The organism is Pseudomonas sp. GW456-12-1-14-TSB6 (assembly GCF_059424205.1).
The window spans coordinates 1-22,608 of the sequence record NZ_JBWKZE010000014.1; the positions used below are offsets into that span (position 1 = coordinate 1).

17 protein-coding genes are annotated in these 22,608 nt (G+C 60.7%); all 17 read right to left on the reverse strand.

Annotation, left to right across the window (positions count from 1 at the left end):
• The coding region (locus AC07Y2_RS14865; protein ID WP_103386226.1) for an APC family permease at positions 1-1,267 on the reverse strand (1,267 nt) is incomplete at its 3' end.
• 42 nt (positions 1,268-1,309) lie between these two features.
• Entirely contained in the window at positions 1,310-3,697 is a 2,388-nt protein-coding gene (locus AC07Y2_RS14870) for a TonB-dependent receptor plug domain-containing protein (protein WP_103386227.1), read from the reverse strand.
• Between the two features lie 390 nt (positions 3,698-4,087).
• On the reverse strand, positions 4,088-4,753 hold the full coding sequence (locus AC07Y2_RS14875) for a sulfite oxidase-like oxidoreductase (RefSeq protein WP_103386228.1): 666 nt from the start codon (positions 4,751-4,753) through the stop codon (positions 4,088-4,090).
• A gap of 9 nt (positions 4,754-4,762) precedes the next feature.
• Entirely contained in the window at positions 4,763-5,818 is a 1,056-nt protein-coding gene (locus tag AC07Y2_RS14880) for a substrate-binding domain-containing protein (RefSeq protein WP_103386229.1), read from the reverse strand.
• A gap of 31 nt (positions 5,819-5,849) precedes the next feature.
• Complete coding sequence (locus AC07Y2_RS14885) at positions 5,850-6,875, reverse strand: ABC transporter permease (protein ID WP_085667202.1); 1,026 nt, start codon at positions 6,873-6,875, stop codon at positions 5,850-5,852.
• Entirely contained in the window at positions 6,868-8,424 is a 1,557-nt protein-coding gene (locus AC07Y2_RS14890) for a sugar ABC transporter ATP-binding protein (RefSeq protein WP_103386230.1), read from the reverse strand. The genes AC07Y2_RS14885 and AC07Y2_RS14890 overlap by 8 nt, the downstream gene beginning before the upstream one ends.
• An 8-nt stretch (positions 8,425-8,432) precedes the next feature.
• A complete protein-coding gene (locus AC07Y2_RS14895; protein WP_103386231.1) occupies positions 8,433-9,104 on the reverse strand; it encodes a methionine ABC transporter permease in 672 nt (223 codons plus the stop codon).
• On the reverse strand, positions 9,101-9,901 hold the full coding sequence (locus AC07Y2_RS14900) for a methionine ABC transporter ATP-binding protein (protein WP_103386232.1): 801 nt from the start codon (positions 9,899-9,901) through the stop codon (positions 9,101-9,103). Before AC07Y2_RS14900 ends, AC07Y2_RS14895 begins: the two co-directional genes overlap by 4 nt.
• A complete protein-coding gene (locus AC07Y2_RS14905) occupies positions 9,898-10,707 on the reverse strand; it encodes a MetQ/NlpA family ABC transporter substrate-binding protein (protein WP_103386233.1) in 810 nt (269 codons plus the stop codon). Before AC07Y2_RS14905 ends, AC07Y2_RS14900 begins: the two co-directional genes overlap by 4 nt.
• Before the next feature lie 27 nt (positions 10,708-10,734).
• The gene (locus AC07Y2_RS14910; RefSeq protein ID WP_103386234.1) at positions 10,735-11,787 is read right to left on the reverse strand and encodes an isopenicillin N synthase family dioxygenase; all 1,053 of its coding nucleotides are present in this window, start codon (positions 11,785-11,787) and stop codon (positions 10,735-10,737) included.
• 183 nt (positions 11,788-11,970) lie between these two features.
• Positions 11,971-12,234 (reverse strand): PAAR domain-containing protein, encoded by a 264-nt coding sequence (locus tag AC07Y2_RS14915; RefSeq protein WP_039771176.1) that lies wholly within the window; start codon positions 12,232-12,234, stop codon positions 11,971-11,973.
• An 86-nt stretch (positions 12,235-12,320) separates the two neighbouring features.
• On the reverse strand, positions 12,321-12,761 hold the full coding sequence (locus AC07Y2_RS14920) for a hypothetical protein (RefSeq protein WP_103386235.1): 441 nt from the start codon (positions 12,759-12,761) through the stop codon (positions 12,321-12,323).
• A gap of 8 nt (positions 12,762-12,769) precedes the next feature.
• Positions 12,770-17,491 (reverse strand): RHS repeat-associated core domain-containing protein, encoded by a 4,722-nt coding sequence (locus AC07Y2_RS14925; protein WP_103386236.1) that lies wholly within the window; start codon positions 17,489-17,491, stop codon positions 12,770-12,772.
• Positions 17,488-20,394, reverse strand: a complete 2,907-nt coding sequence (locus tag AC07Y2_RS14930; protein ID WP_103386237.1) for a type VI secretion system Vgr family protein — start codon at positions 20,392-20,394, stop codon at positions 17,488-17,490. The genes AC07Y2_RS14925 and AC07Y2_RS14930 overlap by 4 nt, the downstream gene beginning before the upstream one ends.
• Before the next feature lie 127 nt (positions 20,395-20,521).
• On the reverse strand, positions 20,522-21,037 hold the full coding sequence (locus tag AC07Y2_RS14935) for an Hcp family type VI secretion system effector (RefSeq protein WP_011333753.1): 516 nt from the start codon (positions 21,035-21,037) through the stop codon (positions 20,522-20,524).
• A gap of 321 nt (positions 21,038-21,358) precedes the next feature.
• The gene (gene catA, locus AC07Y2_RS14940; RefSeq protein WP_103386238.1) at positions 21,359-22,273 is read right to left on the reverse strand and encodes a catechol 1,2-dioxygenase; all 915 of its coding nucleotides are present in this window, start codon (positions 22,271-22,273) and stop codon (positions 21,359-21,361) included.
• Positions 22,274-22,314: 41 nt separating this feature from the next.
• Positions 22,315-22,605 (reverse strand): muconolactone Delta-isomerase, encoded by a 291-nt coding sequence (catC, locus tag AC07Y2_RS14945; protein ID WP_039771165.1) that lies wholly within the window; start codon positions 22,603-22,605, stop codon positions 22,315-22,317.
• Between the last annotated feature and the right edge of the window lie 3 nt (positions 22,606-22,608).

Below are 22,608 nucleotides of genomic sequence, written 5' to 3' on the forward strand. Positions count from 1 at the left end.
GTAACGCCCCCAACCCCACCACTGTCACGCTGGAATACAGCATGTAAACGCACAAGCCAGAAAACAGCAGCGGCAAAACCGGATAAAACGGCACCCTGACCGGCCGGGGGATCTCGGGGAAACGCCGCCGCAGAATGATCAACGCCAGACTGCTCAGACTCAGAAACAACCAATACACCGGCGTCAGATACTCAACCATGGTGTTGAAACCGCTCTGGGTAAAACTGCCAAACAACACCAGCAACAACGCGACCGCCCCCTCCGCCAGCAACGCCTTGCGCGGCACGCCGTCGCGTTCGTCCCATTCGCCGAAACGGCGCAGTTGCGGCACATCGCGGGCGGCGGCGTAGGTGGTGCGGGCGCCGACCAGCAAGGTCGAGTTGATGGTGGCGATGGCCGCGATGCCGACCATCAGCAAAATCAGCAGCACGCCGGGAGCCCCGAAGGCGCGGTTCAACAGTTCCACCGCCGGCGCGTTGCTCGCGGCCAGACCTTCGAATCCCAGCCCTTGGACAAACGCCCAGTTCAGCGCCAGATAGATCGCCATTAGCACCGTCAGCGCACCGAGCATGGCAATGAAAATGCCGCGTCGACCGTCGCGCACTTCAGCCGATAACGTCGCCGCATCACTCCAGCCGCCGAAGGCCAGAAACACAAAAATCATCGCCGCAGAAAACCCCGCCGCGCCAGTGTGTTCGGGCACCACCGGATCGCTGGGCAGCGTTGGTTCGATCCCTTGCCACGCCAGCCAGACCCCGGCGCTGGCGATGCTCAGAAACCCGAGAGCAAGCAGCCCGACCAACACAGTCTGAGTAATGAAACCGATGTGCTTGCCCGTCAGATTCAACAGCACCAACGCGGCAATGATCGCACCGGCAAACACTCCCGATCCGTAATGCCCCAACGGCACGACCGCATTGAAGTAGTCGGCAAACATGAACGCCGACAAGGCGATCCACCCGGTGTGCATCACCGAGAATCGCGACCAGGCAAACAGGAAACCCATGCGCTCGCCGTAAGCGGTGCGCAGGAAATGATAGTCACCGCCCGGATGCGGAAACGCGGTGGCCATCTCGGCAAAGCACAAGGCCCCGGCCATCGACGCCAGTCCGCCGAGCACCCAGACCCAATAGAAATGTTCCGGCCCGACGTTCAAGGCAACGGTCGGCGCGGTTTTGAGAATGTCGGTGGTGATGACCATGCCCAGCGTGATCAGCAACGCCTGAAACACCGGCAGGTGCCGCTTGGGGCCATAGGTTTGAGTCATGAAGGTTCCCGCTGATGATCCGCCATCCATGGCGGAAAAAGCTCAGAAGCCGTAAGTAGCGGTGGCGTAGTAATAAGCGCCGTTGGTGCCGATCGGCGACAGCACGTCGTACGGCAGGTTGCCGCCGTAGTTGATGGCCGAACCCGAGCGTTCCGGGTAGTTGTCGGTCAGGTTGTTGCCACCCAGGGCGATGCTGAATTTCGGGGTGAATTTGTAGGTCACCTCGGCGTCCAGTTGCCATACCGCGCCGTAGGTTTGCTCAGGCTGCGAGTCGCCGAAATCGAACACCCGAGTGGTTTCGCCCTGACGGGTCAGACGCCCGAGCAGGCCCCAGTGTTCGCTGGTCCAGTTGGCGGAAAACACGAAGCGATCCTTGGGCGCGGCGTCGGTCAGGGTGTTGCGTTCTTCGACCCCGACCAGCGCGTCGTTGCCGATCCCTAAGGCGGTCAGTTGCGACGGCGTGCCCTTGGTGCTGGTGACCTTGGTGTGGTTGTAGGTGTACGCGGTGGTCAGGCCCAGTTGCCCGTCGTAGAACGGCTGATGGTAGTTGAGCACCAGTTCGGCGCCGTCGGTGCTGGTGTCAGCGGCGTTGGTGAAGAAGTTGACGTCGTGCACGCCTGCCACGCCGAAGTTGTCATTGATGTAGCTTTCCAGCGCGTCGCTGCCGATTCGCTGGGACAGGGTGATGCGGTCCTTGACGTCGATACGGAACACGTCGAGCGACGCATCGAAGCGTTCGTTCAACTGGAACGTCAGGCCGAGGCTGAAGTTCTTCGAGGTTTCCGGATCGAGTTTTTCCGCGCCCAGGGCACGGGCAATCGGATCGTTGACCGACAGCACGCGGATATCGGTGAGCGTGCCGCCGTCGCCGAAGTTGCTGGTGGTGTTCTGGAAGCCGCTCTGGGCCAGCGACGGCGCGCGGAAGTTATTCGACACCGCACCGCGCAACGCCCATTGATCGGTCAGCTTGTAGCGACCGCTGAGCTTGCCGGTGAGTTTGCTGCCGGCGTCGTCGTAATGTTCCCAGCGCGTGGCGGCATCAACGAAGAAGCGGTCGGTGAGATCACCGGACAATTCGGCGTAGGTGCCGAACACGTTGCGATCCAGATCCGACTCTTCACTCGGGCGCAGGCCGTTGGCGCCATCGGCCCCGGAACCGATGTAAGAGGCTTCATCTCCAGCAAAGGTCAGGTAGTTTTCGTAGCGATATTCACTGCCCACCGCCAGCACGAACGAGCGGCCGCCGAGGCGCAATTCACGGCTGAAATCCAGGTTGGTGGTGGTCTGGCGCAACTCGTAATCGCCGGTGTCGAAGCGGGTCGGCGAGTCCGCGCCGAGGCTGACGTTGAGGGTGCGGCGGGTCGCCGATTCGAAGCGGTTGCGCCCGTGGGTGACGCTGCTGTCGAAATCCCAGTCGTCGCCGATCAGGCCCTTGTAACCGGCGGTGGCGGAGATGTCGGTGTTGTCACCCAACGATTGCGGCAAGTAGCCGTTGGGGTAGAACTGCGGCTGCTCGGACGGATAGCGATAGAACTCAGCGCCGGTGGTGTGGCGTTCGTTGTAGGTGCCGAAGCTGTAGGCCTTGCCGCCGGCCAACGGCAATTCGCCGTTGAACCAGGCGTTGACGTCCCGCGCCACACCGTCGCCCATCACATAGTTGCGCTGGCCCGGGGTGTCGGCGAAGCCGTCGTAGCCGGCGCGGTTGGTCGGGTTGCGATCCTTGTACTCGGTGCCGCCGCGAATGAAGCCGCCCTCCTCGCCCAGCCGTGTGCCGATCTTGGCGGTGGTCACGCTGTTCTGGCCGTCGGTGGTGGTTTTGCCGATCGCGTCCTGATGGGTGTGGTAGGCGCCGTAGCTGGTGGAGACTTCGCCGCCTTCGGGGGCGTCGTCGAGGATGATGTTGATCACCCCGGCAATCGCATCGGAGCCGTACTGCGCACCGGCGCCGTCGCGCAGCACTTCGATGCGTTTGATCGCGCTGATCGGGATCGAGTTGAAGTCCACCGGCGCCGTGCCGCGACCGATTTTCGACGAGTCGTTGACCACCGCCGAGGTGTGCCGGCGCTTGCCGTTGACCAGCACCAGCACCTGATCCGGGCTCATGCCGCGCAGCTGCGCGGCGCGCACGTGGTCGGCGCCACCGGAGTTGGACTGGCGCGGAAAACTGAACGACGGCAACAGCGTCTGCAACGCCTGGCCCAGCTCGCCGCCACTGGCGCCGGCGGTCTTCAGGTCCTCGGCGGTCAGCACATCCACCGGCACCGGCGAATCCAGCACCGTGCGTGCGGTGCCCCGAGTGCCGGTGACCAGCACGGTACCCAGCCGTGTGTCATCGTCGACGCGCGCGGATGTCTCTTCGGCTTGCGCAGGAAGTTGCCAGATTGCACTGACAACAGCGATGGCGAGTAATGAACGCGAACGGTGAATCATGCGACAGCTCCTTGAATCGCAGTTAATAACCGGCCGCTGCCGAATCATGAAGTGTCAGCAATCGGTGCACGGCAATTTCTGCTGTAGTTTTGATATTCAGAAAGGCAGCCAAGTGTGCTGAACAACTATCGGCTGTTAGAGCGCAAGAACCCCAAAGTTAGTAGAACCCCCTGTTTACCGATCCTAGACGAGCGGTCGCACGCCGCAAAAGAACCAATAACGCTTAGGTTATGCCCGACGAACGGAGTGTTGCCTGAGCAACACTTGTGTTTGCGCAACAACATGAACGTCCAACTAACGAACAACTAATCACGCAAAAAAACGCACTCCACGTTGTTGTAGAGAGCGTTATTAATCTGTGTGTTTTTTTCGGAGCGAAGTTAGAGGCCGTCAGTCGAAGTCCTTTTCCCGCCAGGCATCTTCGGCAATGTCCAGCGCATCGCCGCTGAAGCGCTGCTCAATGAACGGATCGGCGTGCAAATGAAAGCCGTTGCGCTCCCAGAAGCCCGGTTGTTCCTGATCGGTGAACTCGAGCCCGCGCAGCCATTTCGCGCTTTTCCAGAAATACCGCCCCGCCACCACCAGCCGCAGTGGCCAACCGTGTTGCGCGGTCAGCGGCTGACCGTCGTAATGGGTGGCCAGCAGGCTGTGCGGATGCAGCAGGTCTTCGAGATGCAGGTTGGTCTGGTAACCGTGATCGGCGTGGGCCATGACGAAGGACGATGTCGGCCGAATGTCCAGGGCCTGCAACAGGTCTTGCAGGTGCACGCCGCTCCAGCGGGTGTCGAACTTCGACCAGCGTGTCACGCAATGAATGTCGCATTGCAACGAGCGTTGCGGCAGCGCTTGCAGATCGGCGTAGGTCAGCTCGACCGGGTTGGCCAAAGTGCCGAACAGGCGCAGCGACCACTTCGCCAGGTCATACGCCGGCACCTCGCCTTCGTGCAGGATCGGGAAACGCTCCGTCAGCACCTGCCCCGGTGGCAGCCGTTCGCCCAACGCCACATCGGCTTTCGGCGAACGGCTCTTGCGCAGACGCGCAGCCTTGTCGTGCATGTCGGCTCCTCAGTTCGCCACGGGAATCCACGGCGACCGCGCGACGTTGGCGGTGTCACCGAAGGCCGGCAGTTTCTGCCCAAGGTCGCGCACGTTTTTCACGTCCAGATCCAGCAGTTGCTGACGGGTAATGAGAGTCGGCGGCACCAGCACCTTGTGCCCCGGATTTTCCCCGGCAATCAGCATCGCCAGACTGCGCACGCTGATCGCCCCGGCCACTTGCGGATTGACCGCAGCGGTGGCGGCCCAGGCGCTGTCCGGTTCTTTCATGATCTGGATGTCGGCAGTGGAAATATCGGCGCTGTAGATCTTCACCTTGCGGCTCAGACCGGCCTCATCGACGGCGATCTTCGCGCCTTTGGCGAACTCGTCGAACGGCGCGAAGATCACGCTGATCCCCGGATTGGCCCGCAACACGGCGCTGGCCTGATCCGCCACCGAGTTGGCAATCGGCGGATTGAGCGTGCCGAAGCGCGCCTTCTCGATGATCCCCGGATTGCTCGCCTTGACCTGGCTCCAGATCTCGTCGCGGCGCTCCATCGGCGTGAAGCCGCTGATGTAGACATACCCGGCGTCGAAGCGGGTGCCGTTGTCCTTGAGCGCTTGATCGAGTGCCAGCCGCGCCAGTGCGTGGTGATCCTGCTCGACCTGAGTCACTTGCGGCGTGTTCAGGTCGACGTCGAATGCGACGACCTTGATGCCTTTGGCCAGCGCCCGCTCAATCGGCCCTTTGAGGGTTTCCGCCAGCCCCAGTTGCACGATGATCCCGTCGACACCGAGATCGGCGGCCTGATCGATCATCTCGCCCTGACTGGCTGCCTGCTGCCGCGCGTCGAACATCCGCAGGTTGGCGCCCAGCGCTTCGGTCTGTTTCTCCACCCCGCGCAGATAGGCTTCAGGGAAATCCCCGGAGAACAGATAGCCCACCAGCGCGATCTGTACCTGACCTTTATCGAACGGCGCCGGTGCGCCGGGCAAGGCCTTGGCCTGCGCATTGAAGGCCAGTGCCGAGAGCAACGCCCCGGCGAGGCAATGACGTGCGAACTGCTTGATTGAACCGTGCATGGATCTTTCCTTGAAGCATCAATGAACCGGCTCAGCGCGCCCGATGCGCGAGGCCGAAGGTGAACATCAGGGCCAGCACCAGCACCAGTCCCTTGACGAAATCCTGCGCGTAATACGGCGCGTTGAGCATGGTCAGGCCGTTGAGCAACGAAGCCACCAGCAACGCGCCGACCAGCGTGCCGAACGCGTTGGGCTTCTTCGCCCCGAGCACGGCAAAACCGATCAGCGCAGCGCCCAACGCATCGAGCACCAGGCCGTTGCCGGAACTGACATCCCCGCGCCCCAATCGCGCCGCCAGCAACAAACCGCCCAGCGAGGCCAGCAGCGCCGAGAGCACATAAGCCAGCAACTTGAAGCGCTGCACCGGCGCACCGGCCAGACGCGCCGCCTGCTCGTTGCCGCCAATCGCATAGAACAACCGGCCGATGCGCGTGCGTTCGAGAAACAGCCACACCGCCACCGCAACCACCGCCGTGATCAACACCGGAATCGGCACGATGTCCCACAGCCGTCCGCGACCCAGCGCCAGAAACACCGCACTGAACGAACCCTCGGCTTCGTCGCCATTGGGCAGGGTCATGCCCACCGCAATCGAACGACCACCCGTGGGAATCAGTTGCACGCCGATCACCAGGAACATGCTGCCGAGCGTCGCGAGAATGTCCGGCACGCGCATCTTCACGATCAGCCAGCCGTTGAGCAGCCCGACCAGTGCGCCACCGGCCAGGCTGATCAGCACCGCCGGCACCGCACCCCAGCCGAGCACCACCATCACGTAACTGGCGATCATCAGGCTCATGGCCGCCACCGCGCCGATCGACAAATCCAGCCCGCCCACGGCCATGGTCAGCGTCACGCCCAAGGCCAGCAGCGCGACAATCGACACCGACTGCAGAATGCTGAACAGGTTGCCAACGCGCAGGAACGCCGGTTCCGCGACACTGAAAAACACCACGATCAACGCCAGCACCCACAGCAGGCCATAGCGGATCAGCGCTTGCACGAAGCGCTCGGACGGCGCCAGGGCGGATGACAACAGGGAACTCGAATCAGGCACTCGCTCTACTCCTTGGCGCGGCGTGAACAATAGAATTTTGCGGATCGTTGCCGGCCAGCGCGGCGACCAGGGTGGCGCGATCCAGCCCGGCACGCGGGTACTCGGCCACCACCGCGTGATCGCGCACCAGCAGAATCCGGTCGGCGATCTCCAGCGCTTCATCGACGTCCGAGCAGATCACCAGCGTGGCGCGGCCAGCGGCGCTGTCGCGCAACAACTGGCCGATCTCGCGCCGGGCACGCACATCGACGCCCTGAAACGGCTCGTCGAGAATCAACACTCTGCCCTCGCCAAGCAACCAGCGGCCGAGCACGACTTTTTGCTGATTGCCGCCGGACAACGCACTCATCGGCACATCGATGCAGGCGGTCTTGATTCCCAGCGCTGCGACTTGCGCCTCCACCGCCGCCGCTTCGGCACGGTTGCGGATGAAACCGCCACGGGTGAAGCGTTCGAGGAACGGCAAGGTCAGGGTTCGGCGCAATGAAAAGTCCGCCACCAGCGATTGGCTCGCGCGATCCTCGGCGGCGAAGAACACGCCACTCTGGATCGCCTGGCGGGGCGAGCCCGGTTGCCACTCGATGCCGTCCAGTTGCAGAGAACCGGACAATGTTTTGCGCAGCCCGAACAGCACTTCGGCGATCTCGCTTTTGCCGGCGCCGAGCAATCCGGTCAGCACCACCACTTCGTTTCCGTGCAAGGACAAATCAAAGGCACGGGTGCGCGGCAGGACTGTCACGCCGCGCAGTTTCAGCACTTCGCGCCCCGCCGCTCGCGGTGTGTAGACGTGAGCCTCCAGCGCCTGACCAAGCATCGCTTCCAGTGCCTCTGGCAATTGCCGGGCACTGAACTCACCGGCCAGTTGCCCGTCGCGCAACACCACGGCGCGATCGGCCACTCGTTGCAGATCGGACAGCCGATGGGAGATGTACAGAATCGCCACACCACGACTGCGCAAGGTGTCGATCAGCCCGAACAGGCGCTGCGCTTCGGCATCCGACAGGGCCGCTGTCGGCTCGTCGAGAATCAGCAGGCGCGGTTGCAGGGCAAAGGCGCGGGCCAGCACCACCAGTTGCCGCTCGGCCTGGCCGAGGTGTTCGATCGGTTGCTCCAGCGGCAGCACCAGACCGAGCCCCGCAGCGATACTCGCGGCGCGTTCCAGCAGGCGTTTGCGGTTGAGCCAGAAGTCGGCGTCGGGGCGGCACAGTTCATCGAGCAGCAGGTTTTCCGCCACGCTCAATCCGGGCGCGATGCCCTCGTTGATCTGCTGATGAACCGCGACGATGCCGAAGCGGCGCGCCGACAGCGGCGAACTGAAATGCCGGGGCTGGCCATCGATCCGGATCTCGCCGCCGTCGTGGGCCTGACTGCCGGCGAGGATCTTTACCAGCGTCGACTTGCCCGCACCGTTGGCGCCGAGCAGCGCCACCACTTCAGCGGGAAAAATATCCAGGCTGACCCGGTCCAGCGCCCGGTTCGAGCCAAAGGTCTTGCTCAGTTCACGTACACGAATCAGTGGCTCGGAGACCACGGCGACAGGCGCACTCATAAAATTCCTTAACGTCGATGAGCCAGTGAACGCACCAGTCGATCGCCCAGGCTTTGCACACCCTGGACGAGGATGACCAACACCACGACGGTGGCGACCATCACTTCATTGTTGAATCGTTGATAGCCGTAGCGGATCGCCAGATCGCCAAGTCCACCGCCCCCGATCACCCCGGCCATGGAAGAAAAACCGATCAGCATCACCAGCGTCAGGGTGATGCCCGCCAGCAAGGCCGGCAGCGCTTCGGGCAACAGCACTTTGAAAATCACGTGGCGGATGTCACCGCCCATGGCGAGGATCGCTTCGATCCGGCCCTTTTCGACTTCGTCCAAAGCGTTCTCGACGATCCGCGCAAAAAACGGAAAGGCGCCGATGGTGATCGGCACCACGGCGGCAGTGCTGCCCAACGTAGTGCCGACCACCAGCCGGGTCAGCGGGATCAGGGCAATCAGCATCACCACGAACGGCAGCGAACGACCGAGGTTGATCACCGCGCCCAAGGCCTGATTGAGCCTCGGCAACGGATAAAGACCCTGACGGCGACTGATGAACAGCAACACCCCCAGCGGCAAGCCGATCAGCAAGGTGAACAGCCCGGCGAACAGCACCATGTACAGGGTTTCGCCGGTAGCGTTGAGCACCAGCTGCAGGATTTCATTCCAGTCGATCACGCGGTTCATGAGTGGGCCGCCCGTACGCCGTATTGCCGCAGAAAGCTCAAACCGGGCGCGTCATGCCCCAGCGGCAAACCGCAACTGGGCCGCAGCGAAGCGCCAAGGGCCGACTGCGGATCGGCGAGCAATCGGGCCACCGGCCCAGCCTCCACCAGTTTTCCATTGGCCATGGACGCGGCGTGATCGCAGATCGACTTGACCACGTCCAGCTCGTGGGTGATCAGGACGATGGTCAAACCGAGTTGCCGATTGATGTCGCCCAACAGCTCCAGAATCGACGCGGTGGTTTCCGGGTCGAGGGCGCTGGTGGCTTCGTCCGACAGCAGATACGCCGGACGCGCCGCCAAGGCCCGAGCGATGCCCACTCGCTGCTTCTGCCCACCGGACAGTTGCGACGGAAAGGCTTCGGCCTTGTCGCCCAAGCCCACCAGTTCCAGCAGTTCCCGAACCCGTTCATAACGCTGTGGCTTGGCAACCTTGGCGATTTCCAGCGGCACCGCGACGTTGTCGAACACGTTGCGCGAATGCAGCAGGTTGAAGCCCTGAAAGATCATGCCGATGCGCTGACGCTGGCGGCGCAACTCACGGTCGGACAGCGCCGTGAGGTCTTCGCCGTCCAGCAGAATCCGCCCGGCATCCGGGCGTTCGAGCAGATTGAGGCAACGCAGCAACGTTGATTTACCCGCGCCGCTGCGCCCGAGAATCCCGTAGATCGCGCCATCGGGAATGCTCAGCGACACCTGATCCAGCGCCGGGCTCGACGCTGACGGATAGGTCTTGCTCAACTGCTCGACGACGATCATGGCTTGGCATCCGCCACCGGGATCACCGAGCCCTTGAAGTTCTCGGCGATGTACTTGGCGACTTGCGGCGAGGTCAGGTCCTTGGCCAGTTGCTGAATGCGTGGATCGTTTTCCAGTTTCGGCGTGGTCACCAGAATATTGGCGTACGGGTTGTGCTCGGCCTTCTCCAGCCCCAGCGCATCCCTGGCCGGCACCAGCCCGGCTTCCAGCGCGTAGTTGCCGTTGATCACCGCCAGGTCGACGTCGTCCAGTGCGCGGGGCAGTTGCGGCGATTCGATTTCGAGGATCTTCAGCTGTTTCGGATTTTCGGCGATGTCCTTGGGCGTCGCCTGATCGGCCGCCGGGTCATTGAAGCCAGGCTTGAGCTTGATCAGGCCGTTGTCCTGCAACAGGTACAGCGCGCGGCTCAGGTTGGTGACATTGTTCGGCACCGCGACCGTGCCTCTGTCCGGCACCTGGGCGAAGGTTTTGTGGCGATGGGAATAGATGCCCAGCGGTTCGATGTGCACCGTGGCGGCCACCGCAAGTTTCTCGCCAAGAGCCTTTTCCTGGGATTGCAGGTACGGCAGATGCTGGAAGTAGTTGGCGTCTACATCGCCGTGTACCAGCAGTTCGTTGGAGTTCACGCCCTGCGGGATTTCGATCACCTTGAGGTTGAGCTGCGGATCGAGTTTCTGGATGTACGCCAGAATCTGCGCGTGGGGCACCGGGTCGGCGGCAACGCGCAATGGCTCCAGTGCCTGGGCGCTGAACGAAGTCACCAGCGCGCCGAGGACGGCCAGGGTCAAGCCTGCTTTTTTCAACATGGAAAGAGTCCTTCTGCGAATGATGGATCAGGCGTTGGCGGTCTTGCGAAGCGGTGTCTGGGTATTCGACGCATCGGCGTAGAAGCGCTGCGCGACATCGGGATGGGAGCGCAGTCGGCCCTTCAGGTAATTCCAGCCGACATCGCGAAACAACGGATTGAGCGGATCGCTGGCCGGGCCGCGCGCCTCACGCAACAGCGCCGTCGGCAACGGATACAGCGGCACCACCGCATCCAGTTGCGCACCGAGGAAAAACGCGATGGACAATCGCTCGCTGCCCACCGGTGGCGACACCACCCGATGCACCGTGGCGCGCAGGTAACCGTTGGTGGCCAGCTCCAGCAACTCGCCGATGTTCACCACCAAGGTGTTGTCCCGAGGCAGCGCATCAATCCAGCGCCCCTCTTCGATCTCCACTTGCAGCCCGGCCTGCCGGTCTTGCAGCAAGAAGCTGAGAAAACCCGAATCCTTGTGCGCACCGACGCCCTGATTGCTCGCCGTCGAGGCTTGCCCCGGATAGCGCATCAACTTGATGTGTTCGTTGGGTTTGTCGCCGTACAACCGGTCGAAGGCGTCTTCCGGCAAGGACAGCGCCTGAGCGAATGCGCGCAGCAGGCGCAGCGACATTTGGGTCATCGCCTGCTGCCAGTCGAGCAACAGCGGCTTGAGTTGCGGCAACGCCTCGGGCCATTGATTCGGCCCTTGCAGCCGCGCCCACAACGGACTGTCGGCGTTCAACGGCAAGACCTCACGCTCGGCGCCCAGATCAAATTGCTCACGCTGATCGGGCTGGCCACGGGTGATCTCGGAAGCGGCGCGGTTGTAGCCGCGAAAGTGCGGCGAATTGATCATGCCGACAGCGGTTTTCTCGCTGTCGGGCAAGGCGAAGAACTGGCGTGCGTGATCCTGCACTTGCTCGAGCAGGCCGGCGTCGATGCCATGGCCGGTCAGGTAGAAAAAACCCACATCGCGGGCGGCATGACGCAGGTCATCAAGAAAGGCCTGGCGTTGCGACGGCGTACCGTCGAGCTGGGACAGGTCGAGGATGGGTAATGCGGTGATGTCTGAGGTGTGCGGCATGATTCACTCCCGTGTGAATCAAACCTGAAGAGTCCGTGATCGATTCAGCGCGTGCCGTCATGGCAATCGGGAGGTCTATCGGTTTGATGCATTTGATTCGTCTATGAAACAAAACTAAACGATATTAAAAACACCGAACAAATACCTTTTTTGCATTAGCTTAGGTCTGTCTTACTACAGGGCTCAGCTGACCACCGCGCCCTTCGGGCCGCTGGCAATAAGCGCCGCCCCACACGCAGTTTTCATACCGTCGAGCGCAATGGGCACCCCATCGACGGTGTAGGTGCTGCTGCCCTCGGCAATCGGGAAAATCCCCTTGCACAATGGGCAACTGACCTTGTGACCGAGCCCGGCAATCGGCTTGCCGTTAAGGTCAGTCCGGGAGAAGGCTTCGAGGACCTTGCCACCGTGGGTGGTGGAGTCGCCGAGGCGGATTGCGTCTTTCATGTTGTCACTCCTTTGACCTGACTTCTGGCATGCCAAATGGGGCCGTGGAATCCATCAAACGTGAAAACGGCGGGCCTTGAGTCGTATCAGGGGAAGTAGCTTTCGATCTCGGGATACTCATCCAGGAACTCATCACTTCGAATAAAGGCGTCAAGATCCGGGGACTTCTTCGCAGCCGCGACAATCGCCTTGATCTTCTCTGCGTTGTCCGAGTTCACGACACGACCGATCAGAATAAGAGGCCATTCCTTGCCACTTGCCTGTCTTTGCAACGTTGAGAAGTTCACCGCAAGCCTTTCAGCAAAAACGCCCGCTTCAGCATGATCAAGAACACCCATCACGCGCTCTTGCACACCGTAGTCGTCTTCATCGCAAAAGGTCGACAGTAGTACATCAATGGTTTTTGCATCGAGTTCGTCGCGGACACTGCTCACGAGCGCCGAGAACTCACGAGCATCTTCCGGGTTCTCGTAGCGATCCAATGAAACCAGTTTATCTCGCCACACTTTGAACGCTTGATCATTCATGGTTTCTCTCACTTATCCAGAAATTTACGGCACTTGGCATACGCCAGCATTTCTTGCATTGCTTCATTGTACTTTCTGGGTTGTCCGACCTGAGTGGCTACACGGCGCACATCTCTGATCTCCATCGCCATTGCACCTCTCATGTCTCCCACTTCGATTTTTGACTGAACCTGAGCTCGATAGGCTTTTCCGGGATTACCCTGGTGGCCGTGACTCATTGTTTGGCTATGGTCATAGGGCTCCATTTGTATTGCTGGCCCCTGGCTTCTCTTAATCGGACTGGTGCTGTCTGCCGGCATGTGATGCGACTCGATCCCCGAGGCCGTGGTGCCTCCGTAAGATCCACCTCTGAATGGCCCGGTTCCTTCAGGGTTGCCTTTCTTCAGATCGGCACACGGACATCTTGCCAAGCCTAGCGGGTCAATCCAGCCCAGTGGACTCGGCGCATATACAAAGAGGTTCAACCCACCGTCATAACCGATGGGATCTTTGCTGATGAAGCGTCCAATCAACGGATCGTAATAACGATAACGATTGTAATGCAGCCCCGTTTCATGATCGTGATATTGCCCCTGGAAGCGAATCGGGTTGCCAATACCCTGTTGCTGCGCCAATGGCGAACGCTGCTCAGACACGCTCCCCCATGCCTTGTACTGAGCGCTCCAGGCTATTTCGCCATTCTGGTCGGTCAACTCCAGAGGCGTCCCCATTCGGTCGCATTGATACCAACTCAACACGTCGATTGGCAGTGCCACAGGTACGTGATTCCACAGCGGGTCGTCCTCCAATTGATACTCGCCGCTGAGGTCAGGCTGCCCCATCAGAATGATTGGCTGGTGTCGCAAAGCTTGCGCAACCGGAATGTAAGTACCCGGCTCATAGATGTAATGCACCGTGCGTCCGGGATCACCATCCAGCAGAGCCGGACTGCTCTCCCAGGCCAGCGTATCGCCGTCCCAGCCATACAATGTGAAACCACAACCCGACTCTCGCTGCTTGCGGACAAACTCATTGTCGTTCCACTGTGATCCGGCTTCAGGCCGCCGCTTGAAATGCGCAGTCGAGTTCTTGTAAAGGCGGCGTCCCAATACATCGTAGGCATACTCGACTTCCAGTCGGGCATCATCAAAGTGAACCAAACGGTCGAACAAATCCCAGCGCATTCTGGCGATACTGCCGTTGTGCCAGCGCTGTATCAGATTGCCTCGATCATCGTATTCATAGTGGGTACCCGAGTACTCGCGCAGCAGGTTGTCCACCCGCTTGCTACGCATCGGGTCCTGATCCAGAGGTCGGCGCATCTGTTCAACCGGCTCATCAAGCAAGTTACCGGCAGGATCAAAGGCGAAAGTTTCCACACCCTGTCGACTCGCCGCCTTGATCAGGCGCCCCACCGGATCGTACTGATACGTCAGCGGCCCGCGTCGCGTGTCGTTGAGAAGGATCAGTTGGCCCGCAGGATCATATTGATATTCACGCTTGAGCAACGTGCGCTTGTCATCGCTGCGACCCAACAATTGCTCCTGCAACTGCCCAGCCGGGTCCCACTTCTGCGTCTGCAATAAATGGTTGCCCTGATGACGGGCGATTTCGCGATGCAGATCATCACGCTCCCAGGCCAGCAACTCGTGGTCATCCACTTTCAATCCCAGCAAGTGCCCGCTGCCGTAGGTCATCCAACTGACTCTTTGGCCATCCGGACGCACAGTCGCTACTCGCTGATTCAGGGCATCGTATTCATGTTGCCAGACTGCGATCCGAGGCTGCTCCAGACTCAGATAATGCTGATGTTCACGCAGCAGGTTGCCCGCCGGATCGTGGAACCACTGCAAGCGACTGTGATCATTTTCAGCCAGTGTCATATTGCCGTTGCCATCGTAGGCAAATGTTTCACTTTGTACCTGTTCGCCCAGACTCGCACGGCGCTCTATCAGACGGCCCATCAGGTCGAATTGGAAAGCCACTCGCCGCTCGCCATCAAGCTTGCTGCTCAAACGACCTGATTCAGTGTCGTACTGGTAGCGCGTAATATGGCCGTCGAAACCTGTTTCCTCCAATAACCGCCCCATCGGATCGTAGTGAAAATGGGCGCTACGCTCATTTTCGTTCTCCAAAGCGGTCAAACGACCGAGACGGTCCCAGCGATAGCGCAACGTTTGCTCAGCCGCATCCACTCGCTCGGCGATAAGGCCGGCGGCGCTGTAGTTCCAGGTGGTGCAGCGGTTCAGGCCGTCGACATGGGCCAACAGTCGCCCTTCGGCATCGCGACTGAAACGCTCCTCAGACTTGTCCGGATGCCTGATCAACACCAGTTGACCTGCCACGTACTCATACTCGGTGCTTTGCCCTGCCGCATCGGTAAAGCAAATCAACTGACCCAGGCCGTTGTACTCCCAGGTACTGGTTTTGCCGGAACAATCGGTGTACCCGGTCAACTGACCGGCATCGTTGTATTCGAATTTCTTCTCTGCTCCGTTAGCATCCTTGACGGTCTCCGGATAGCCGGCAGATGTGTAGGTGTACTCCGTCTTGTTACCCAGAGGATCGACAGCTTCCACAAGATTGCCGCTGTCGTCATAAGCTCTGGTCCACTGTCCGCCCTCTGCATCACTAACCTTGATCAGTTGGTCCAGATCATCGTATGCGTAATGCACTACGGTGTTATCGGCACGGATGTGTTCGAGAAGATTGCCACGCTCATCGTAGCTGAACCGATCAACGCTTCCATCGGTGTGGACATGTCGCACGACATTTTTGGCCTCATCGCGGAACAACCATTCCGAACGCTCATCCGGATGACGGATACGGTACGTGTAGCCAAGAATGTCGTAGTAGTGCCAGGTCTCATTGCCGTGAGCGTCAGTGACGTAGGTCAGACGAATGTTTTCGTCCCACTCAAGTCGAGTATCGAAGCTTCCATCATCCGCCCATTCACGAATCGCTTTGGCATCGGAGCCGTCCCCCTGCCATTGCAAATTCATGCCCCGCCCGGTCCGGTCGGTGTATCGCGTGATCAGATGGCTGCGGAATTCATAATTCCAGGCATAACCGTTTTCATCCCGTGCCTGAACCAGATCGCCCAACGCATCATAGTGATAGGCACACAGTTGGCGCTGAGGAATGCCATCGGCGATCTCCCACAAACCTGTCAGACGTCCGTGGTCATCGATCAGTGTTCCGAGTTGTAGATGAACCTTTGTAACGTCCCCCTGATAGGTGAGCAGGTCAGAGAGCACCGGCTCATCACCATGCATGTGCTCATAGTGCAGCATGATTCCGGCACCGCTGCGCAGCTCGATGCCGGCGAGCAGAAAGCGTGCCCCACGACGCACGTAGGTCTCCTTTCGCTCGACGCCGCGGCACAGCAGCAATTGATTTTCACCTGAGCGAATCAGAGTCAGGTTTTCAATCGGGTCATGATGGGCTTCGCCGACTTTGGGCAACGCAAACTCATGACTTCGGCCATCGGCCGCATGAAAGACCAACCCGTCATCCACATAATCGAAACGAGTGGTGAACTCGTTGATCCAGCGAGCACCCAGGCTGCCTTTGTCGTAGGCCTCCAGATTCGAGTAATAAGTACGGTTCCAGACCACGGGAAACGGGCCCGGCAAACGGAAATCCGTGTGGGTGATGGTTTCCGTGCCGCGTGCAAAGCTGATGTTTCTTTTCGTGCCTGTCGGGACGCGATTCTTGCAATCACTGGCATCAGAACGGGCTCGAGCCTGGCTTTGCTGCAACTCCAGTTGGCCTTTGCCGGCGCGTTGTTCTGCCTTGCTCGTGGCCCCCGGTTTGACACTGGCGGCCTGACCATGAGAGCGACGTTTGCGCCAAGTTACTACAGAGCCCGCCAACATCTGCAACAGCCAGCCGATGGAATGCTGAACGCCTGGGTCACCAAGCTTTTTCATCTGGGATTGCAGCTCCACCCCCAGCGTGCGAAGCATCGATGTGTTGCTCAGTACCAGAGCCTTGGCTTTCTCCGGCAGCAAGTTCTTGGCGGCACTGTTGGCAACGCCTTTGCCTGCAGCTTTGTAGGCACTGAAAGCGGCACCGAAAATGTTGCTGATAGCCGCCTTGGGGTCATGCAACAACTGACCGCGCGCCGCCGTGATTTTCGAACCGGCCGCATTGAGGTCTCCCTTCGCATCGAGCTTGCCGTTGACCACCTTTTCCAGGCCCTTGGCGATCTCGTTCACCACGCTTTGACCCAGTTTTCCAGCGTCGTCGAGAATGCCCGCCAGTTTGGGTTGTGCCTGTTTGACGAAGTCATCGATGGTGCCGACGATGGTCGCGTTCAGATGCCCGATCAACACTTCAATCAGAGAGTCCCCCAGCAGCATCTTGGCGCTGTTACGCAGCTCCTGACGCACCAACCCCAGGGTCGGGCGTAGTGTCATGCGCGCAGAAGCCATGGTCGGTGGCGCAGGCAATACACCAATCAGGTTGATACCCAGGCTGACCCAATCCAGCACCTGACGCTGTTTGCTTTTGGCCAGGGTGACGATGTCTCCAAGGGCATCAACCAACGCCATGATGTTGCCCACGACAGGAAGAGCACCCGCGACGTTCTTGACCCGATCGAGTGTGACGACACCGCCGCTGATAGACTGCAACCAGGCATCGAATTTGGCAGCGCCGCGTCCAACATCCTGAATATCGATCGTGTTGAGTGGCACCACCGCGACTTGCGGCTCACGCTGTTTCGCACCACCGCCCCCAGTTGTCATGACAGCACCTCACCCGCCAGCAATTCCGGAGTTTTCAAAGAAGGTTTTGGAAGTGTCGGCGTTGGCAGACTCGGCAACTTGCCCGCCTTGCTCGCCGCCCCGAGAATCCCCGACGCACTCGGCATTGCCGCACTCGCCAGTTTCGGCAGCCCGGCCCCTCCGCCCTGCATCACGCCTTTCACCTGCTGCGCCGTTTGCATCGCACCTTGCGCGGTCTGCACGGCGCCCATCCCTGTTTTCGCCATGTCCTTGCCCTTCTCCAACATGTCCCAGTTCTTGCTTGGCAGCACCTGCGCCACCATGGCCTGCACCTGGCTCGGAATGTCTTCGGCCCCCGGCGGATTCAACGGCCATTCCGGTTTGCCGATGTAACTGCCTTCGCTCCAGGTGTCCGCCGGATCCTTGCCGAACAGCACCCGCGCTGGCCCCGGTGCGGCGCCGGCAACGCTGGCGAAACCCTTCGAGTCGAGCTTGCCCTTGATGCTTTTGCCCAAGGCATCGATGACTTCGTAGTCGCCGTCCTTGATGCCCTGGCGGCCGGCGTACTGGTTGAACAGTTCGAGGTTGCCCTTGCCCGGTTTCGGCGGTTCCGGGAACACGCCGGCCAGACTTTTGGCGCCGGTGTAGGCGAAGTTCGCCGCATGGGCGGTGTACGGGCCGCTGGTGGCGTGGGTGATGCCGCCGGCGTTGTAGGTCGTGGCGCTGCCGCCGCCCTGGATCACCAGTTCGGTCTTGGCGGTGATGGTGATGCGGTCGGCGTTGGCGGTGATGTTGAGTTTGGCCAGCAGGTTGATGCTGTCCTTGAGCGCCTTGACGTCGATGTCGCCGGAGGCTGCCACCAGACGCCAGCCCATGCTTTGCACGAACAGGCGCATGCCGCGACTGGCGCTGGCCAGCAGGCGTTTGCCGATGGAAAAACTGGTGTGCCCGGTACTGCTCAGCGCCAGGTGTTCGCCGGTGGCGATGTGGCTGGAGCGCGGCGTGGTCAGGGCGATGCCGGCGGGACTGGCGAGTACCAGATGCGGCTCGGTGAACTCGGGAAATTCGTTGGCGGTGAGGTTCGCCGGGCCACTGCCGAGTACGCCTTGATGCTGCGCGTGCAAGGCCTTGGCCACGTCGTCCTGATCGCCCGCTTCCTGGGCCTGAAGCTCTTTGGCTTGTGTGGCGAAACCGTCCTGTTGGTCGCTGGCGGTGGCCAGGCGCTCGGCGGTTTCCGGCAGGTCCTTGTGGTGTTTCGATTCGTTCGGACGCGGTTCGGTGGTGATCAGCAGACCGGCTCCGGCACGCACGGCGCCGTGGCGGTCGGTTCTTAACTCAAAACCTTCACCCCGAGGCTGACCGCCGCTTGGGCGCGGGTGGGTCAGGTAACCAAGGTTGATCGCGCTCGCGCCGTGATCGCTGCGCAGCGCGATGCTGATCTCGCTGGTGGTGTCGTCGATGCGCAGTTCGTTGGCGCGGCTGCCCTTGTATTCCTTGCTCTTGACCGTGGCCAGGGTCTTGAAGTCCGGCAGCTTGTACGGCGGCAGATTGGCGCCGTGGTACAGGCAACCGGTGATCAGCGGCTGATCGGGATCGCCTTCGAGGAAGGTGATCAGCACTTCCATGCCGACTCGCGGAATGTTGATCGAGCCAAAGGTTTCCGCCGCCCAACTGGAGGCCACGCGCATCCAGCAGGTGGTCTTGTCGTCGTGCTGGCCTTCGCGGTCCCAGAAGAACTGCACCTTCACCCGGCCGTACTGGTCGCAGAAAATTTCTTCGCCTTCGGGACCGGTGACCACGGCGCTTTGCGAACCGAGGACTTTGGGTTTCGGGTGGTCCAGCGGCGGACGGTACGGCACGTCCCACGGGATCGCGTTGAAGCGGTTGCGATAACCCTGATGGAAATCGTCTTTGTTGTCCGTGGTGTCGCTGGTCACCGACTCTTCCAGCACTTGCGGCTGCTTGCCTTCGTGGAAGATTTCGGTGAGCAGCCACAGGTCGTTCCACGTCGGATTGGCGTGGTCGGTCAGGGCCAGAAAATGCCCGGTGACCAGAATCGGCTGATCACTGTTGCCCTCGGCCAGGCGATAGTCGCTGCGGTGGCGTTCGAGGTTGCGGTTGGCCAGGTGCTTGCCACGCTCGCGATCCACGAAACGGCCTGGGTAATCGTAGTCTTCCAGGTCCGGCTGGGCGCTGCTCTTGGCGTCGCTTTCCAGCTCGATCTTCGGTTTGACGAAGTCGTAATCGCGGCGCGTGGTACGGCTGGTGCGGGTGGCCAGGCGCAGGCCGAAACGCTTGACCACCGGTTGGTCCGCCACCAGCCCGGAGTCCTGCTGATAGGCCACCGGCGCCAGTTTCGGGAACACCGTCTGGTCATCGCCGAAGGTCAGTTTGTGGCCGCTGGACGTGTGCTGGAAGTGGTAGTGAATACCCTCTTCTTCGCACAGGCGCTGGACGAAATGCAGGTCCGATTCGTCGTACTGCGTGCAGTAGACGCGCTCGGGATACACCGCACTCAACTGGAAGTGGTAATCGCTGGCCAGAATGCCGTGCTCTTCCAGCACCTGACTGATGATCTGCTGCACGGTCATCTGCTGAAAGATGCGCTGGTTGAAGCGGTGCGCCAGGTACGAAAGCTGCGGTCGCAGGGAGATCTTGTAGCGGGTCAGGCGCTTGCCCGCCTCGCCCTGGGCGATGCTGTAGATCAGCCCGTGAATACCGGTGCCGCTCGGCGACAGCTGAAGAAACGCCAGTTTGTGCAGCAGGTTTTCGAGGTTGATCGAGGCCTTTTCGCTGACCAGTTCCAGCTCGAATTCGAAGGGAGTGTTGAGGGCTTCCCGACCGGTGAACGACAGCACCTGAAAGTCGCTGTCCGCGCCATCGATAGTCAGATTGAAGTGAGGCTGGTTGGCCGGTGAGAACATTCCCTTGTCCCTCGTGCTGTGCTGCAACCCACGCCAGATGGATAAGCATCTGGCGGCAGTAATCCTTTAAGAACTCAGAGGTTCCGGCCAGTAACGCTGGCCGGAACGGTACAACCATCAGCCGCGATTAAACGACCGGAGCACGCCAGTCATCGGAGCCCGAAGTACCGGAGACTTCGTGGGTCCAGGTGATCTTGCGGTAGGTGAAATGCACCTCTTCCAGATGAGTGAAGTGGGCGTTTGCCGGGTCCTGGCAGTTGTGCATCTTGTTGTTGATGGCGACGATGATCGCGTCTTCCAGTTTGGTGGTGTAGTAGTGCTCTTGGGTGCCTTGCGCCGAAGTGCGGTACCACTGGATAACGATTTCGCTCATGCGCTCGCCGGAAGTCAGAGCCGCTTGCAGCAGAGGCGAAGCCTTGTCGTAGACCTTGGTGATCACGACTGGCTTGTGCACGCGCTGACCGGTTGGCTGACCGGACTGCGGATCACGTGGGATGATCACGTCGTGGGTGAACGCCTGAACCATGACCTGGTCTTCGTGGCCTTCCTGGTAGGTGTTGCCAACGGAGTCGGCGGTGAAGGCGCCGGCAGTGATCAGGCCTTGTTTTTCGCCGGTAACCGACATGTACGCTGGTGTTGCCATGGGGTGTGCTCCTTGCTCAAAAGACAGGACCGGACGGCGTGATTGCCTGCCCGGGTGGCCAAGGAGTTATCAAAAGTCGTGCCAGCCGTATCAGGGCTGTTACCCATCAAAGACTTACGACGTTTACGTGAGATTCGTTCGATTTTGGCTGTAGGAAACAGGGAAAAAGTGCGCAAGAAGTTGCGCAGTGCTGTGCAACTTCTTGCGCACTTGGCTGGAGGCCTTGATCTGCGAGGCCTCCAGCTATTTTTACCGTGATTTTATTACGGATTACTGCGCAACTTTTTGCGCAGTTCCGCCAATGCGAACAGAACTGCGGAATCAGTACTCCTGCAACGCCCGTGGTCGTTGACTGCGCTGCTGCGCCGCCGCATCCGGCGCCTGCTGCAACTGAAAGTCGAACTTCAATTCGGCTCGACGTCCCGCTGCATCCTCCAGAAATTCGACCTCCCCGACCAACCCTTCACGGGTCGCATACGCAAAGTCATCCCACAGGTATTTGTCACCCGACAGATTGATCTGCGTCGTCAGGTGCCGGTGCCCCGGTGCGGAAATGAAGAAGTGAATATGAGCCGGGCGCTGGCCGTGGCGGCCGAGCAGGTCGAGGCATTCCTGGGTCGGGCCTTTCGGGTCGCAGCCATAACCGGAGGGCACGATGCTGCGGGCGCGGTAGCGGCCTTCGGCGTCGGTGATGATCCGGCGGCGCAGGTTGTATTCGGATTGGCTCTGATCGAAGAACGAGTAAGTGCCTTTGGTGTTAGCGTGCCACAGGTCGACCGTGGCGCCGGCCAGCGGCTGGCCCTGCGGGTCGAACACCTGGCCTTCGAGCAACATCAGCGTGGCGACGCCCTCCTCGCTGCCGTCGTCCATGCGGCATTCACCTTCGTACAGCGGCGCGCCGGCCACGTACAACGGGCCTTCGATGGTGCGCGGCGTGCCGCCGGTCAAGCCGATCTGCGCATCCTTGGCGTCCTGCAGCAGGTCGAGGAAATGTTCGAGGCCGAGACCGGCCACCAGCAGCCCGGCTTCCGAGCGGCCGCCCAGGCGGTTGAGGTAATCGACGGCTTTCCAGAATTCGTCTTCGCTGATGTCCAGGTCTTCGATGATCCGGGCGGTGTCCTGCAACACCCGCAGGACGATGGTTTTCAGACGCGAGCTGCCGCCGTCGTTGGCGAAACCGGCGGCTTGTTCGAAGAACGCTTGCAGCTCGGCAGTGTGGGCAATCTTCACGGTCATGGTGTTCACCTCATCTTGTTGTTGTGGGGTCGGGTCCGGGCTCAGCGGTCGTCGGTGTGGATCGATGAGGGATGGCGGCAGAGGCCGTCGATCTCGATGTCCATGTAGGGAAACAGCGGCAACAGCATCAGGGTGTCGTGCAGCGCTTCGACGCTTGGGACGTCGAACACGCTGTAATTGGCGTAGTGCCCGGCGATGCGCCAGAGATGGCGCCACTGGCCTTCGCGTTGCAGGCGCTGGGCGAGTTCCTTTTCGTCGGCCTTGAGCTTTGTGGCAACGGCCGGGTCCATGTCGGCGGGCAATTTCACGGTCATTTTTACGTGGAACAGCATGGC